This is a genomic window from Flavobacterium sp. (assembly GCF_040382755.1).
Lineage (GTDB): Bacteria > Bacteroidota > Bacteroidia > Flavobacteriales > Flavobacteriaceae > Flavobacterium.
On the sequence record NZ_JBEIET010000010.1, the window covers coordinates 1 to 15,742 of the forward strand.

At 28.8% G+C, this 15,742-nt stretch carries 17 protein-coding genes; 4 read left to right on the forward strand and 13 right to left on the reverse strand.

Translation table 11 applies throughout. The features are described from left to right. Positions 1-508 precede the first annotated feature (508 nt). The 3 genes from ABWO04_RS02075 to ABWO04_RS02085 are packed head-to-tail and all read left to right on the forward strand — an operon-like array spanning position 509 to position 1,522. On the forward strand, positions 509-712 hold the full coding sequence (locus ABWO04_RS02075) for a hypothetical protein (protein WP_353076869.1): 204 nt from the start codon (positions 509-511) through the stop codon (positions 710-712). A 1-nt stretch (position 713) separates the two neighbouring features. Further along, positions 714-1,160 (forward strand): 5' nucleotidase, NT5C type, encoded by a 447-nt coding sequence (locus ABWO04_RS02080; RefSeq protein WP_353076871.1) that lies wholly within the window; start codon positions 714-716, stop codon positions 1,158-1,160. Next, the gene (locus ABWO04_RS02085) at positions 1,157-1,522 is read left to right on the forward strand and encodes a hypothetical protein (RefSeq protein ID WP_353076872.1); all 366 of its coding nucleotides are present in this window, start codon (positions 1,157-1,159) and stop codon (positions 1,520-1,522) included. Before ABWO04_RS02080 ends, ABWO04_RS02085 begins: the two co-directional genes overlap by 4 nt. A 201-nt stretch (positions 1,523-1,723) precedes the next feature. Here the strand turns inward: ABWO04_RS02085 and ABWO04_RS02090 are convergent, their stop codons facing one another. Together ABWO04_RS02090 and ABWO04_RS02095 are read right to left on the reverse strand one after the other, a co-directional pair. Then, on the reverse strand, positions 1,724-2,983 hold the full coding sequence (locus ABWO04_RS02090) for a Y-family DNA polymerase (protein WP_353076874.1): 1,260 nt from the start codon (positions 2,981-2,983) through the stop codon (positions 1,724-1,726). Positions 2,984-3,045: 62 nt separating this feature from the next. Further along, positions 3,046-3,495 (reverse strand): LexA family protein, encoded by a 450-nt coding sequence (locus ABWO04_RS02095; protein WP_353076875.1) that lies wholly within the window; start codon positions 3,493-3,495, stop codon positions 3,046-3,048. Positions 3,496-3,967: 472 nt separating this feature from the next. Here ABWO04_RS02095 and ABWO04_RS02100 point away from each other — a divergent pair, with 472 nt between their 5' ends. Beyond that, a complete protein-coding gene (locus tag ABWO04_RS02100) occupies positions 3,968-4,921 on the forward strand; it encodes a hypothetical protein (protein WP_353076877.1) in 954 nt (317 codons plus the stop codon). Positions 4,922-5,142: 221 nt separating this feature from the next. Here ABWO04_RS02100 and ABWO04_RS02105 read toward each other — a convergent pair whose 3' ends face one another. The 11 genes from ABWO04_RS02105 to ABWO04_RS02155 all read right to left on the reverse strand — a co-directional run bounded on the left by ABWO04_RS02105 (position 5,143) and on the right by ABWO04_RS02155 (position 15,740). Beyond that, the gene (locus tag ABWO04_RS02105; protein WP_353076879.1) at positions 5,143-6,123 is read right to left on the reverse strand and encodes an RDD family protein; all 981 of its coding nucleotides are present in this window, start codon (positions 6,121-6,123) and stop codon (positions 5,143-5,145) included. A 32-nt stretch (positions 6,124-6,155) separates the two neighbouring features. Then, entirely contained in the window at positions 6,156-7,142 is a 987-nt protein-coding gene (locus tag ABWO04_RS02110) for a zinc ribbon domain-containing protein (protein ID WP_353076880.1), read from the reverse strand. A gap of 40 nt (positions 7,143-7,182) precedes the next feature. Further along, a complete protein-coding gene (locus tag ABWO04_RS02115) occupies positions 7,183-7,680 on the reverse strand; it encodes a hypothetical protein (RefSeq protein WP_353076881.1) in 498 nt (165 codons plus the stop codon). 27 nt (positions 7,681-7,707) lie between these two features. After that, on the reverse strand, positions 7,708-8,595 hold the full coding sequence (locus ABWO04_RS02120) for a hypothetical protein (RefSeq protein ID WP_353076882.1): 888 nt from the start codon (positions 8,593-8,595) through the stop codon (positions 7,708-7,710). Positions 8,596-8,621: 26 nt separating this feature from the next. Next, positions 8,622-9,305, reverse strand: coding sequence for a hypothetical protein (locus ABWO04_RS02125; RefSeq protein ID WP_353076884.1), 684 nt, complete (start codon positions 9,303-9,305; stop codon positions 8,622-8,624). Positions 9,306-9,309: 4 nt separating this feature from the next. Then, positions 9,310-10,785, reverse strand: coding sequence for a hypothetical protein (locus tag ABWO04_RS02130; protein WP_353076886.1), 1,476 nt, complete (start codon positions 10,783-10,785; stop codon positions 9,310-9,312). A 24-nt stretch (positions 10,786-10,809) separates the two neighbouring features. Further along, positions 10,810-11,997, reverse strand: a complete 1,188-nt coding sequence (locus ABWO04_RS02135; RefSeq protein ID WP_353076888.1) for a TRAFAC clade GTPase domain-containing protein — start codon at positions 11,995-11,997, stop codon at positions 10,810-10,812. Between the two features lie 7 nt (positions 11,998-12,004). Then, positions 12,005-12,817, reverse strand: coding sequence for a hypothetical protein (locus tag ABWO04_RS02140; RefSeq protein WP_353076889.1), 813 nt, complete (start codon positions 12,815-12,817; stop codon positions 12,005-12,007). 220 nt (positions 12,818-13,037) lie between these two features. Continuing rightward, positions 13,038-14,432, reverse strand: coding sequence for a S8 family peptidase (locus tag ABWO04_RS02145; RefSeq protein WP_353076890.1), 1,395 nt, complete (start codon positions 14,430-14,432; stop codon positions 13,038-13,040). Next, on the reverse strand, positions 14,416-15,021 hold the full coding sequence (locus tag ABWO04_RS02150; RefSeq protein ID WP_353076892.1) for a DUF2135 domain-containing protein: 606 nt from the start codon (positions 15,019-15,021) through the stop codon (positions 14,416-14,418). Before ABWO04_RS02150 ends, ABWO04_RS02145 begins: the two co-directional genes overlap by 17 nt. A gap of 2 nt (positions 15,022-15,023) precedes the next feature. Further along, positions 15,024-15,740 carry a hypothetical protein gene (locus tag ABWO04_RS02155; protein ID WP_353076894.1) on the reverse strand — a complete coding sequence of 239 codons (717 nt, stop codon included), beginning with the start codon at positions 15,738-15,740 and terminating at the stop codon, positions 15,024-15,026. Positions 15,741-15,742: the final 2 nt, after the last annotated feature.

Consider the following 15,742-nt stretch of genomic DNA (forward strand, 5'->3'; position numbering starts at 1 on the left):
TCCGAAAATTTACACGAAGATCTAGGATGCTATTTTTACAAAGATATTCCTGTAGTTTTAGCTAATCAACTTTCTGGAGGTGCAACTTCTTTAGTTTATAGAGAAATGTTGATTTGGAATACAAAGAGAATATTAAATAAATGTTGAAACAAACCGAAAAACAACATAAAAAAGGAGTAGGTTTAATATAAAATTATATGATATGGGAAGAGGTAAATTTAAATGTGATAATTGCAATTCAATACAGGAAGAGAAATTTTTTTCGTCAAAAAATGATAAAAGAGCGAATTGTCCAACCTGCGGGGTACTTTGTGTCAATTGTTTTACAATTTCCTGGACTGGGACGAAATGTAAAAATTGTGATGAAGATGTAAAATTAGAATTTCTCCGGGGTGGCAATTGGAGTAAAACTTAATAATTATTGTTTTACTTACAACAGAAAAAACTGTTGAAACAAACCGAAAAACAACATAAAAAAGGAGTAGGTAAAATATTAAATTTTTAAATTATGATGTTTAAAGTTAAAGTTAGAGTAGATGTAATTAGAGGAAATTATTCTAAAGGCGAGGAAGTTGAAACTATGATGGATTCGGATACTTTTAGAAATTGTACATCTAGTGGCAAAGGCAGAGAAGCAGTTGAGGCTGCATGGTGTAATTCCATGTTTCCAGGAGCGGATAAAATAAGAATTAAAAGTTGTGTCAAAATATAACTTGAAAAAACTACTACACATAGACCTAGATGGTGTCATTGCCGATTTTATATCGGCAATGCATTCCCATCCATTAAAGGAAATTCCTCCTTACGATGAACATCCAGATACTATACCGCATATTTTCAGAAACTTACAACCTATTGAAGGAGCGGTAACAGCAGTACAAAATCTAATGAATTCAAATAAATACGAAGTCTATTTTTTAAGCACGGCACCTTGGAACAATCCGACGGCTTGGACAGATAAGCGACTGTGGTTAGAAGAACAATTTGGTGATATAGTTAATAGAAAACTTATACTAACACATCGAAAAGATTTAATTAGAGGTGATATACTTATAGATGACCGAGCAAATAATGGTGCCGACAAATTTCAAGGTGAATGGATTCAGTTTGGTTCAGAAAAGTATCCAAATTGGGATGAAGTTTTAAAATATTTATTGTGAATACAACGCCAAAAAACGCACTACCCCACTTTTTAACTAAAACCATGACATCTTGGCTTTTTCAATATTATGGAGAATCTTTTGATACTATTACAGAAATTGGTTGTTTTGAATGGGAATTTATAGTTGACAAAAGAAATCCAAAAAAACCAAGAAAAAAACCAATCATTAAAGAATACCAAACCAGAAAAACCGAATCGTTTTCTAGAAGTATTTATTTCCTAGAAGAAAATGAACATACGCTTTTCGTTTATCTTACGACTGGATTTCAACTATCTGGGCAAAGTGTTATATCCCAATACAATTGGAATGGCATAGCATTCGTAAAACAACCCAAAAAAACACTATCAATAATTCGATAATACCCATCATCCGCTTTACAAAGTAAAACCAACTATTTCAAAATTAGCTATTCTCCTTCCTGAGCCTGTCGAAGGAAATAAATCCCTCTAATCCCTTAATCCGTGGCAAAACAACAAATTCCAAATTCCAAATTCCAACAAACTATAAACAACAAACAACAAACAAAACCCCGCATCCTGAGCCTGTCGAAGGACAAACAACTAAACCCTCACCACAACAACCTCATCAATCCGTGTAGTATAGCTTTTCGACAACTGTTCCTGTTTCATTTTCCATTGTCTGCCTAACGATTGATTTCCAAATTTAATTTTATTCTTCCCGTAGCTTTGGTTCAGCTTATCTACAACCGACATCAGCGGTTGGTGTTTTGGATTTGAAGTATTAAAAAGCGACAACTGCGTTTGGTCGTTTGGCGTTAATCCCATAACAATCACCCCAGCTTTTTTATAATGATACCCTTCTTTGAATAGAGCTTTCAATCCAATTTGCGCATAATGATTCAACTCAATAGTCGAGTTCGTTGGAAAGTCGGTATTGATTACGATATTTCTTGAATATTGAGGTTGGTCTTTTCTAAAATAGTTGGTCTGTACAAACACCATAATCATACTACAATGACTATTTTGTCGTCTTAATTTTTCCGAACAAGAAGCGGTAAATGTAGAAACCCTTTCTGATATCGCCTCTAATTTCGTTAGCGATTTTTCAAAAGACCGAGTCGTAGCAATCATCTTTTTGCTTTTTGGGGTTTCCAAATCCAAGGCCGGTTTGCCTTCCAATTCGTGCTTTAATCGCAACCCTACCACAGCCATTTGTTTTCTCACCCACTCATCAGACAATTGCGTAAATTGATATGCATTAAAAACCTGCACCGCTTGTAAACGTTTCGCGTGTTTCCTACCAATTCCCCACACATCTTCAATTTTAGTCCATTTAAGGGCTTTTATACGTTTTTCCTCCGTGTCTATCACATAAACACTTTTGGTACGTTCAGGAAACTTCTTAGCTATTTTATTGGCTACTTTTGCCAAAGCTTTTGTGGGTGCGAATCCTACACTAATAGGAATCCCCGTATTTTTAGTAACCGTCTTCTGAATGGTTTTGCCGTAATCCTCCAGGTTAAACAAATCAAACCCATTAAACTTCAAAAACGCCTCATCAATACTATACACCTCAATATCAGGACTAAAAGTCGTCAGTATATTCATCACGCGACTACTCATATCACCATACAACGCATAATTAGAAGAATAAACAAACACATTATGCGCTTCAAACAACTTTTTAAACTCAAACGCCGGAGCCCCCATCGGAATCCCTAACGCCTTAGCCTCATTAGAACGCGCAATCACACAACCATCATTATTAGAAAGAATCACTACCGGCTTTCCAATTAAATGTGGCTCAAACACCCTCTGACAAGAGGCATAAAAATTATTGCAATCTACTAAGGCAAACATTTTGATTTACGAATTACGATTTACGATTTGGAAATTACGAATTATCAATTATCAATTGTCAATTAAAAAGATTTAATACTATGCACCACAATCCCCCAAATCATCAATTCATTTTCTTCAGTGACTTTTATAGGTTTATAGTCTTCATTTTCGGCGACCAACCAAACGATATCTTTTTCAATTTTGATGCGTTTTACGGTAAATTCCCCATCAATCTGACAAATGGCTATTTTACCATCCTGAGGAGACAAGCTTTTATCAATCACCAACAAGTCGCCATCAAAAATACCAGCATCTTTCATAGAATGTCCTTTCACTTTTGCAAAGAACGTGCTGTCTTTATGCTTAATTAAATGCTTGTTTAAATCGATAGTCAGTTCAATAAAATCATCAGCTGGAGAAGGAAAACCCGCACTAATACCCACATCAACATAAGGAATGTCTAATGCGGTAGTATAATCTGGTGCGTAAAACTCAAATAGCGTGGTAGTATGTAAACTTCTTAATTTCATTACGGTTTTATATGGTTTTTGTATTGGTGTAATGCAACACTGCCTGTTTCATATACCACAAAATTAAGCAAGTATTCTTTTAGAAAATAACATTTGCAAAAAAAGTTATGAGCAAAAAATATAAAAGTTGGGTTACGAAGGGAAACGAATAATCCCAAATCCCAAATCGTAAATCGAAAATCGAAAATCGTAAATCGTAAATCGAAATGCTGTCCTGCTGAACGCGTTTCAGCATCTCGTTTACTCAACAACCTTTTATAGTATCATATGATAGCATCAATGGTAAATGAGTATCATAAAAATATATTTTTTCGAAATTGTTTGATAATAGCTGTACTCTTAAAATAAAAAAAGTTTAAATTTGAATAATTCACTAAACATTCTATAAAAAAGTTTAATTTAGCATAAAACATAAATATCTTAAATTCAAATACTTAAAATAAATAAATCCGTAATACTTCAACAAATAAATATGAAAAAAATAGCACTAATATTAGTAATCCTAGTTGTAACAAAATGGAATAATTGTAATGCACAATCTTATGAAGGGTATATTCAAGAAAACATTCCAATATGGGTAGACATCAATCTGGATGTTTTAAACAATACTATTTCAGGTTCGTATTTTTATAAAAAAAACGGAAGCAGTATTAATTTATTTGGAAAAACAAATGGGAATACCTGGATAATTGAAGAAAAAAGTAAAGAAAATATCATAACTGGAATATTTACTTTGGTTCCTTCGGGTAATTCACTAAAAGGATTTTGGAATAAACCTAACAGCAAGAAACAATTAAAAGTTAATTTAATTCAAACGGATTCAAAATACAAACAGACTGCAATAATTCCAAAAAACAATCAATTAATGCTTTTAGATAATGCATCACTTTTATATGAAATGAATGAATATAAAAATCAAACAACTAATAAAATTCCAAAATTAGAAATTCTCTTTGCTCAAAAAAACATATTAAGTGTATCATACTACTGGGAATATATGAGTGCATATTTGTCTTCTGGAACTATATATCACGTATTTAATTTGAGTAATAAAAAAGAAATCGCGTTGATAAATGAAATTGATTCCAATCGTTTGAATGAATTTAAAGCTAAAATAAGAGAACGTATTCAAAGCGCTTTATCAATCCATAAAAAAGATTATAATGACGTTACTGAGGAGGAATGGATTAATGCTTTTGGAGATAGGGAAACATATAATAATGCATTTTCTGTAAATGAAGTTCCCGAGACTATATTTGATACATTTTATATCAAAGAAGGAAAACTAGTAATTTATAAGGACCATTATTTTGAATTTCCACATGCTATTCAAAATTTAGACACACATATTAACATCCAATTTTCCTTCGATGAATTGAAAAAGTACCTCAAAGAGCAATCTGTTTTAACTGCATTAAAAGACTAAAAAATTAATTTTATTTGTTTCATTTTTACGCTTAAGGAGCTTCGAATTCACAAATACGGTGTCCTCGTTAATTTCAATTAAGTATTAAATAACAAATACAATAGAGTGTTACATTATAATGCGTTCTAAAAACAGTAAATATTTCACCAGGGCATCATACAAGTAACTAAATCTCCACTATAAAAATATTCACAAAGTTATGTTATAAATTAACATTTAACTTATGAGTTTTTATATTCATTTACATCAATTACTTGTGTTCCAGCACCTAAATCACTTAACTTTCTGCCTTCAGGATTTGCAAAAATCATAATTATTTCTAATAGTAGTCCAATAAAAGGTATGTTCGATATCATACTAAAAAGGATATTTCTTCCTACAGAATTCAATTTCGTACATGGTGTATTTGTATTAACATTTATAACCATTAAGCCAACTGCGCGCTTACCAAAACTTTGCCCTTCACCAATACCATCTTTGATTAATGAATAAATTAAAGGTAAAATAAGTAAAGCTATACCAACAAATAATTTTATATTAGAATTACTATCGTAACCTTCATAATAATAATTGTCAGTTAATAATCCATAATAAATATTAAAAAGAAAATAAAATGATGGTAAAAACAAAGCTAAAGTGATTATTGCATCTAAAAGATAAGCTAAAAACCTTTTCCCAATTGGCGCTTTATTATATCTTTTAGGAAAATTATAAATTGGCTGTTGCGAAGTAGTGCCATTAGTACTATTTTCTTGAAAACTAGTATTCGTGTTTTCTATTGAAGGTTCATTGGCTTCAATTTGATAAAGAACATCATCATCTAATTTAATAGCGCCACCATCGTTCGAACAAAATTTAGCACCATTTGTATAGGTTTTTTTACAAATTACGCACTTTGGTATTAATTTATCAGGATAAACAAGTTTTACACCATCATTAATGCAAAATTTAATATCCGAACTAAAAACAGAATTACATTTTGGACAAGTTGGCTTTTCAACAGACTCTTGTTCTTTTAGCTTTTCAGCTTCCCAATCAATAGTTTCTTCAATTTCTAATATTTTAAACAACAATTGATTTTCTGAAATACCAATGGCTTTTCCATACAGTATAATATCAATATTCTCAGTTAACTTAATACTACCCTTATTTTCAATAAGTCTTTTTTTAATCAGTTCATTTAAGCCTTCAATAGATTCCATAGCTTTTATTTAAATTACTAAATTATATTTTTCTAATTATATTTTTCAACGTCTTCAAATCTTAAATCTCTAACTTTTAATTCTTTGTAGGATACAATTTTATTATTTTCATTAAATCCAACTTCAACATTAACCTTACAAAATTGATATTTGTTCTTAGACCTTCTATAACAATTATAGTCTACCCAATATTTAAAATAACTTATATTGTTTTCGGTTCTTTCAAATATTATTCTGTTATCTAATATGCGAGATTGAGCTTCAACAAACTCGTCATTTTCATTAAAAAGAATATTTATATCATTGGGTGTTACATTTCGTTTTGTTATGAATTGTGATACATTTTCACTAAAATAATTTGTGGCATCAAAATTAGAATTATTAATATCATAATAATATTTTGAAAGAATTTTCAAGGCATCATTTTGATTGGTAAGCGTTAAAGTCGGCTGCACTATACTTGTTGTATCTGTTTCAGAAATAGGAGTTTCGTCACTCTGAACTTGATTTGAATCAGTGGTTTCAGAAGGAACTACTACTGGTGGTGTTGCATTTTCTTTTTTAATTAAAAAAAACACACCAACTAAAACAGCCACAATTACCAAAGCAGAAGCACCCAAGATAATTGGCATTTTAGATTTCTTTTTTATAGTAGATGGAGGGTAATTTTGACTCTGTTGACTAATAGGTTCTGTTAGTAATTTTGTGCCGCAATCCCCACAAAAAATAGCAACTCCTTTATCATTTGCCGCATTACATTTACTACAATAAATAACATTAGTTAAAGTTGACGAGTTAGATCCAGTAGAAAAAGACTCAGGTATTGCTATGTTTTCTTTTTCCCAATCAATAGTTTCGCCAATTTCAATTATTTTAAACAACAACTGATTTTCTGAAATGCCTAAGGTTTCACCATATAGAATAATGTCTTTATTTTCAGTTAATTTAACATTGCCTTTTTTTTCTATTAGTCTATTTTTTATTAGCTCATTCAGACCTTGAATTGTATTAGTAACCATCTATTTGTTTTTTTTAATATTAATAAATTTCTATAATTAATTAAAAATATAAATTTAATGCGCAAGTTGATTTATTTGGTTGAAAGTCATAATAATCATATAAATCAGATTCCGGATTATATACACATAATTTTTTTCCTTCTATTTTATATACTTCATCTGTTTTTTGACCTTCATAAGAAATTCTATCTTTGGGTACAACTATTTTTTTATTGATTAGTTGAGCATAATCTGGCTTCATTTTCTCATAATTCAAGTATTGATAAATAATAGTAATTTTTGAATTATTAATCTCAATTTGATATTTACCCGAACCATCAGAGAAAATTAGAGTATTTGAACTGTTTTTTATACTACTACCCTCTTCAGATATATCTGAAGTAATTTCACTGTTTTTTAAATTCGATTTGGATTCATATACCGAATCTGCAATTTCAATCATTCTTTTTTCAATTGCTTTTTTGTCTTGTTCTTTATTATTAGTACAAGAAAGCAATGTTATAAAAACACTCAATAACGTTAAAATATTTATTTTCATTTTTTTTTATTTGATGAATGTATTTATTTACTGTTTTCCAGATTTCGGATCATTCTCTTTTGTGGGAGTGCCTTCTTTTACCCCTTCTGATTTTACCGGATCAGTTGTAGTTGTTTTTACTTCCTCGCAAGGCTGTAAATCATCATTAGTATAATCATTAATATTATTTTTAATTTTTTTAATAATTTTTATTAGATAAGGATAATCTTTATAACGATCTGATTTTTCAAGCTCTGAATATTTTTGTTTCATTATTGATGTTTCTCCGCCTCTTTTATAATCACTTAGGGTTTTTTTCAAGAAACATGTATTTTCTAGATAATTTTTTAATAAATTACGAATTTTGTTTTTTGTTACGTCCAATTTTGAATTTTCATCTAAAATAGGTAAATCTTCAATTTCTTTAATAGAGGTAGTAACTTTTTGAACATCGTATTTTTGATTTAAGACATTGTTTCTAATTTCAAATAATTTCAAATAATTTTGATTAAAAATTAGTGCTTTTTTACAAACTTCAAAAACATCTTTATTTGTTTCATCTAATAAAATACTCGTAATTAATATTTTAGAGTTTTCAATACGTGTTGAAATATCATCAATACCTAAATCCGTTTCCATTAAATATGATTTGTTTACATATTTATTATCAAACATTTCTCTAAGAAAAACACTGTTAGTCTCTTTTATACTTTTTTTAAGTTCTGCAATTTCAGAATTTATAGAGAAACTCTGCTTAGATTCTAATTTATCTTTTGCAGATTTTTCAATAACTAGTTTTTCTCTTAAACTTTTTATTTCTTTTTCATTTGAATTAATAATATTAATTAATTCATCTTTGCTTAATTTAGAATAATCTTTTGTTTGGGCAAAAGTAAAACTGTAAACTATTGTTAAAATAAGGCAATATTTTCTCATATTTTAGGAGTATTAATTTCTATTTGTTAACAAGGACCACCAGTAGCCCACTCACATTTAAATTTATCTAATTTAGTATTTAAATTAATTTTTATTGAATTAAACTTATATCTGTTTTTGTATTTAACATTTAATTTTGGCATATTTTTCACTTCAAATAAAAGTTTTTTATATATATCCTCATTAAATTTTGTTGTATCTGGAGAAATAAAATTATTTACTTTTCTAGACAAAGTAATTGAGTAATAATTATAAGCATTAATTTGATTTTTATAATTATCAATTTTTGATGTTTTTGAAGTAATTTTTTGCAATTGATTTAGCCAACTTAAAACTTCCTTACTGGTTCCAATATCACTTGTTAAAAATAATTCAGTTTGATTAAATACTAAATCAGAATATACCGATGTTAATTTAGTTGTTAAATATGTTTTAGATGAACTTTGATAAATACCTAAATCATAATAAGAATCTATTTCTGTTTTTATAGTATTAAAGCAACTCGGGTCAAACGTTTTGTTTTTTAATTCGCTTATTTTAATTTCTATTTTTTTAAATTCTGGACCTCCATCAGGCCCTCCATCAAGCCCTCCTTCAATCACAGGACTATCTGTTTCATAAAAAAGCATACCACCTATTAAGAATACTCCAATAAAAAGTGTAAATATTAATAACACAAAACTTCTATTTTTATCTGCTATTTTTATCATATTGCTATATTTTATTTTCATCCGGTTTTTCTGTGACTTTTTTTTCTGCTGGTTTTTTTTCTGCTGGTTTAACTTTACTTTTAATTTGTTTCACTTTAGTATTTTCCTTTTGAGTATCATTATTTTTAGGTGTTGTTGCGGCTTTATTTTCATTTACTGATTTAGCTGCGTTTTTTGTTTCTGCTTCTTCTAAAATTGGATGTCCAGACATTTTCTCTAATTCCCCAATAAAAGATTCCTGTTCTTCAGGTGTCAAATCAAAATTAATAAGCGTTTTTTTATAAAAATCCATCGCTGAATTTTTGTTTTCTTTAAAATATGACCACTTAGGACCTGTAAAAACAAATTTGCATTTACTTAACTTATTATTATACGAAGTGGTATACTCAAAATCACTCGTTTTTTTATACGGATTTTTTTTAAATTCAAAACCTTTAACTTTATCTTTAGGAGGGTTTTGAGTTCCTGTTTCTGTTCCTGTTCCTGTTCCTGTCCCTGTTCCTGTTCCATCAGTAACAGTAACTGGAACATCAGATGGGGTATCTTTATCTAAAAAATAAAACATACCACTTCCAATTAGCAAAACCATAAACCCTACAATCAGATACATTGCATTTTCATTGTTTTTCTTCTTGTTGGTAGTTGATTTATTATAAGTGTTTTGAGGTTGTGACTTAGGTATAAATTTTTTCTCTATGGAAATAAAATTATTAGTGATGGTTTTATAGGTTTTGTCATCTTTTGAATTATAAACCAAAACATCATTATTTTGACACAAAACATTAAATTCAGTAAGGTTTGGATTAAAATCTACCAATTGGTCATTAATTTTCAATTCGTTTAAAACCCCATAATTATTAACAATATTAATCTCTTTTTGAGAAGCATTTATTTGAGAAAACGATTTTAAACCACTTGAAAGTGCAATACTTTCATTAACTGCCTTATTCTTGTTAAAAGCATATATTTTATGAACTAAATGAACCCCTTTAGTATTGAAAACCGTACTTAAAGTTGAATTCAAATCATCAAAATAATAAAAAAAGTTCATCGGACTTTTAAGAGCTACAATGTCTTTTCTATCGTTTTCAACAATTAAAATACTAGATAAAATAGCATCATAATTTTGATTGTTAAGCGTATTTGAAATTGTATAATTATTGAATTTTACTTTTATGTTGGCTAAAATACTTTCAAAATTTGTAAGGTTAACTCCCTTAGGCCCATAAAGACGAATCGCATAATAACCAGAGCGACCCAAAAAGTCGGTTAAATTGGTAACAATTAATGAATACACCTTATAGTTTTTGGTAACTTGAACCGAATACACATCAGATAAATTAGCTAGTTGGGATGCTAAAGTTCTTTCATCGGTAATGGTTTCTTTTATTTCAGGGCTATTAATGTCTAAATGTGAAGAAACAAATTGCTGATTAGATCCTGCAGTAGTTTCTTGTATAATTAATCCAAATTGATTCATAATTTTATTTATATTAATGTTGTATTAACTAAAAAGTTTAAATCTTGATCCTTTTACAACAAACGAATCTTCTATTAAGTTATCAATAACTACTTGAGAATATTCTTTGTCAAAATTATCAATAATAGAAGTAAAAGAAACGTTTCCTATTGAAAATGGAAGGACTTTTATTTTAAATTTATTTTTAGACTCGTCTCGAGCATCTTTGCAATTCTCAATTAAATTTTTAAACTCATCTTGTAAAAATTCAAATGCTAAAGAATCATCGCTAGAATTATTAGTTGCATACCTTGATGCTTTTATAGCATCAAACTTATTGGCTACTATGTATATAGCATCGGTTTGATTTAAAACACCATTAGACTTAAACATATTTAATATATTTACATACACTAAATTTTGATCTAACTGATTACTAGAATCATTATATCCTGTGTCATGCGACAGAGAATCAACTACAAAAATTAATATCTTTTTATTACTATTAGAAATGTAGTTTAAAAATTCACCAACATCTCCATTATTGAAAATGTTAACATAGTTTTCACCGGGTACTTCCACAATATTAAAAGGATGTTTGGCTCCATCTTCATCTTTTAAAGAGAGGGCAACATAATTGTATGACCCTGATGCAGTTGCATTTGGAAGCACTCCTCTATTTAAGTCAGATATTAATTGTGTTTGATAAATACTACCATCATTATTATAAATGTCGGGCATTAACACACCACTTTTGTTGGCTACATTTAATAATCCAGACAACATAGTAGATTTACCAGAACCTGGAACACCAACAAAATAAACATCTGTTCTGCCTTCTTCCATAGGGGGAAGTTGGCTAATGTTTCTAAACATAGTAATTCTATTTGAATTACAATAATGTTTTAATGAGTTTACTACTTTTTCTTGTATACCAACATCCAGTAAATCATCAAAACTAAAGTTTCCATTATTAATATTTGCTTTAATTTCGTCGGCACTTACTCTTCCTCTTACAACTTTCTCAAGTAACTCACTTTTTTTTGCAGCCTTGTCTTCAGCTTGCTCTTTGGTAGTTAGAGAGCTTAAAATCTGGTTTATTATATTCTGACTCAAACCAGCAGCTTTAAATTCTTCAATTGTGATTTGTCCTGTTTGAACTATTGAAATTATTTGATTTGGTTCAAGATTATTACAATTTTGAAGTAATATGTTTTTTTTATGATTGTCCATGTGTGTATTATAATTCGATTGTACCTTTTTGTTTTTTGTCTGTAGCACCCTTGTTTGAATTAGTATTAGTTCGGTTCTTAGGGGTGCTATTTTTATATCCTCTTACTTTGTGTGCTAAAAATGGTATCAAAATAAATAGATGTATAATTAATATAATAATTAATGGCAAAGCAATTTGCGGAGGATAGAGTTTATTTAATTTTATTGGGTCATTTAAAGGAATTTGATTCGTATCTGGTGTAACTTTAAAAAGCGTTTTATCTAAAGGTAATTCCGCTATTTTTGTGTTAATTAAGGCTACATTCTCAACAACGTATTCATTTAATTTAGAATACGTAGCAACCAAACTTAATCGTTTCCAATTATCAAAAACACTTTGGTATTTTTTGCTATTAAGACCAATTGTTTTTTCAATATTTTGATTGTTTTTCTCAATTTTCAATTGGTATGGAGTAACTTTAGCACTTGCAACTTGGTCTACATTAATAAAATCAGGGTTAATTAGTATACCTGCATCTACTTTATATGGATCTTGAGTCAATTCAGTTTTTATGGAATTATTTTTAGTACTCTTAAAACTAGTTAACTTCGTTTTTAGTTGCGCTTCAAAATTTAAAACATCATCTTTAGACCTTTTTTTATACTCAGCTGCTAAACTATCAACTAGTTTTATTTTATTGGTCGCTTCTTTCTTAATTTGAGCTTTACAATTGTATTCAATATTAATAGAATGCGACATCAAACTGAAACTAACAAATCCAAGCAATAAAAAGAAAACCCAAAAAAGAATGGAACCATGTAGAAAATTATTTTTCATCATGAGCTCTTTATTTTTTTTCAATTGTTGTACTACAAAAAAGTAACATACAACTAAAAACATACTACCAAGTAAGCTAATTACTAAATTACCATCGGTGATGTACAATAAACCCAAAAAATTTCCTATCAGAATCACTAATAGAAAAATGGAGGATACTAGGTCTAAGAATAAAAATTTTTGCTGTTTCATTTATTTATTTTAATTTTATATTGATTTATGATTAATTGATACTACTAACTACGTCAAGTATTTTTAAGTTGTTTTCTCTTACAGAATTTCTATTTATGATATTTATTACTTGTTGGTTGGTTAAATTCTTATTCATTGATTTTAATAATCCTACAAAACCTGATACTATAGGCGCAGCCATACTAGTTCCATGTAATACTTCATAACTATTTCCTGGTTTTGCACCATAAATATTTGTTCCTGGTGCATAAATAGTGGTGTTTGGTCCAAAATTTGAAAAGCTAGCTTTATTCTGATTTTTATCAATAGCACCAACCTTTATAGTGTTTTTCGATCTTTGAAAAGGATCAAATCCAGTCATTATATTACTATTACCTGCAGCTAATACACAAGTAACATTTCTTTCATTAGCATAGCTAAATAAATCATCCCAAAACTCTTCTTCATCCTTAGCACTTGAATTTATATAATCTTTTTGCTCTTGTACAGGTATAGTTACCCCTGAAGGAATTTGCATACCAAGTGATAAGTTAATTACATCGGCTTTATTTTTAATAGCATATAAAATGGCGTCAATAATATATGTATTTGACATCATTCCGTTTTGGTCTTCAACTTTTATAGGCATAAATGAACAATCTGGACAAATACCTACCAAACCTTGATTATTATTACCTTTTGCTATTATAGTAGAAGACACATGAGTACCATGATTTTCATTACTAGGGCTTACATTAGTCGATTTATCAATTACATTATAAGGTTTTACAGATTTATCTTTCAACTCTGGATGACTTAAATCGAATCCATTGTCAATTACTGCTATTATAATATTTTTGTTTCCAGTTGTTTGATTCCAAGCTCTATCAATATTAATAGTTTTCAAATACCAATTGGAATTGTTGTCGTTTATTTTTGGGTCATTAAAATTCTTTACATTATCAAACAGCATTTCGTCCCAAACTAATAATTTGTATTGGTTCAATTTTGTCTTTACGTCAACTTTAAAATTTTCTCTATCTTTTTCAGGCAGTTCCACTTGAAGTCTATTAACAACACTATCAATATATATTATTTTATAATCGTCTGAAGGATAACTTTGTTTTAATTCACTTGCAAATTTAGCTATGGAATTGCTCGTATTTTTAATTGCAATATTCACTAAATTTGAAACTATCCTTCTTCTGTTTAAAGAGTCATTAATAATTTTTGTTGTATCAATAGGTATTATTTGTCCAACTTGTTTGGGTAAATAATCTTGTTGCCAATATTCATTTTCGGTTAGTTGTTTACCAACAATCGAATTGTTTTTCAAATTATTTATGGGTACAAAATAAAAAAATAGCAACCATAATATAATAGCAAACAATAGCATTAAAAATAAATAGGCATAATAGCGAAAAGGATATTTATTGTTTTGCATCATACTTGTAATTTAAAATTTCAATTAGCTGCTTTTGAGTATCTAATTTACCCTGAACTTCCTTAATAATTTTACCATTTTCTCTCACAATTAATTCGAATGTTACTGGATTAGAAGTTCTTTTTTCAAACATATGAACTTTTACAATATAATTTCCTTTTGGGGGAATACATTTAAAATATACATTTTCAACAGGCTGTTCTGCTTGAACACTACCAGCATTTAGGTCAATATCCAATTGGCCACCAGCACTTGAAAATAAATTATCAGCACTTTTACAGTATTTATCATAGAAAATATGGCTAGATTTAGCATCTATAACATGTAAATCTAAATCATCTGGTGAATTCCAAACTAATGTATAACTTAAACATCCAAATTCTCCATCATTATTTATTACTCTAATTGAATCATTATCAATTGTCGGTGGAACAACTTTTTTACAGTCTTTTAATTCATTATTTAAATCATTTATTGTATTAGTATAACGACTTAAATCTGGTGTCCATAACAGCGCATAAATCAATAATCCTAATAATAGAAAAAATAAAATATAATATAATACCCAATATTTATAAAAAAAATTTCTCATAATTAATTGATTTCAAAAGCAAATGACTTAATAAAAAAGACAAAAGCTATTAATGCTGTTAATACCCATAATAACCACCAATATGTAGAAGCAAACCATTTTAAAAATTCTAAAAAACTAGTTTCTTCTTTAATTTCTTCATCCAAATTATCCGGTTGAATTTCTTCATCTTCAACGGGTTCGTCAATAAACTCTTCTTCCAAAACATCTTGCGGAATAGGTGTCGGTTGACTTTCAATAGGTTCCTCTATTTGGTATATTGAATCGATTTTTGCCGCAAAATTTGGTTTGTAATTTTGAATGTTGTCAAATTTCCAACCCCAAACAATACTTAAATTAGTTCCATTAGAAAAGATAAAATTATTCTGATGGTCAAAAACCTTACTTAAAAGTTCTGCCCAGTTTGTATTGTTTTCATCATTTGAATCAGAAAGTTGACTAATTTTATGTTGTATCACATCAATAAATTCCCAATATTTCAGTAATTCAGTTTCCGATGCTGACTTTGGTAGTTCATTAATGTTTTTCAAATTATCATAATTGGAAAACCAATCAAAAGCATAACCATTTTGAACGGGTTTTGCTAAAATATTTTTGTAATTCTTTTCAAGATTGAAAGCTAAAAAATTAGCTACTTTATCATAATGATTGAATAAATAACTATTATCATGAGATATAGGTACAAATGAATCAGTTGGAATTTGATGGAACTTATTCATAA

What these genes read in the sequence shown, in the direction of transcription:
- ABWO04_RS02075 (WP_353076869.1), top strand. Translation starts at nt 509, where the DNA reads ATGATGTTTAAAGTTAAAGTTAGAGTAGATGTAATTAGAGGAAATTAT.
- ABWO04_RS02090 (WP_353076874.1), bottom strand. Translation starts at nt 2,983, where the DNA reads ATGTTTGCCTTAGTAGATTGCAATAATTTTTATGCCTCTTGTCAGAGG.
- ABWO04_RS02095 (WP_353076875.1), bottom strand. Translation starts at nt 3,495, where the DNA reads ATGAAATTAAGAAGTTTACATACTACCACGCTATTTGAGTTTTACGCA.
- ABWO04_RS02100 (WP_353076877.1), top strand. Translation starts at nt 3,968, where the DNA reads ATGAAAAAAATAGCACTAATATTAGTAATCCTAGTTGTAACAAAATGG.
- ABWO04_RS02105 (WP_353076879.1), bottom strand. Translation starts at nt 6,123, where the DNA reads ATGGAATCTATTGAAGGCTTAAATGAACTGATTAAAAAAAGACTTATT.
- ABWO04_RS02110 (WP_353076880.1), bottom strand. Translation starts at nt 7,142, where the DNA reads ATGGTTACTAATACAATTCAAGGTCTGAATGAGCTAATAAAAAATAGA.
- ABWO04_RS02115 (WP_353076881.1), bottom strand. Translation starts at nt 7,680, where the DNA reads ATGAAAATAAATATTTTAACGTTATTGAGTGTTTTTATAACATTGCTT.
- ABWO04_RS02120 (WP_353076882.1), bottom strand. Translation starts at nt 8,595, where the DNA reads ATGAGAAAATATTGCCTTATTTTAACAATAGTTTACAGTTTTACTTTT.
- ABWO04_RS02125 (WP_353076884.1), bottom strand. Translation starts at nt 9,305, where the DNA reads ATGATAAAAATAGCAGATAAAAATAGAAGTTTTGTGTTATTAATATTT.
- ABWO04_RS02130 (WP_353076886.1), bottom strand. Translation starts at nt 10,785, where the DNA reads ATGAATCAATTTGGATTAATTATACAAGAAACTACTGCAGGATCTAAT.
- ABWO04_RS02135 (WP_353076888.1), bottom strand. Translation starts at nt 11,997, where the DNA reads ATGGACAATCATAAAAAAAACATATTACTTCAAAATTGTAATAATCTT.
- ABWO04_RS02140 (WP_353076889.1), bottom strand. Translation starts at nt 12,817, where the DNA reads ATGATGAAAAATAATTTTCTACATGGTTCCATTCTTTTTTGGGTTTTC.
- ABWO04_RS02145 (WP_353076890.1), bottom strand. Translation starts at nt 14,432, where the DNA reads ATGATGCAAAACAATAAATATCCTTTTCGCTATTATGCCTATTTATTT.
- ABWO04_RS02150 (WP_353076892.1), bottom strand. Translation starts at nt 15,021, where the DNA reads ATGAGAAATTTTTTTTATAAATATTGGGTATTATATTATATTTTATTT.
- ABWO04_RS02155 (WP_353076894.1), bottom strand. Translation starts at nt 15,740, where the DNA reads ATGAATAAGTTCCATCAAATTCCAACTGATTCATTTGTACCTATATCT.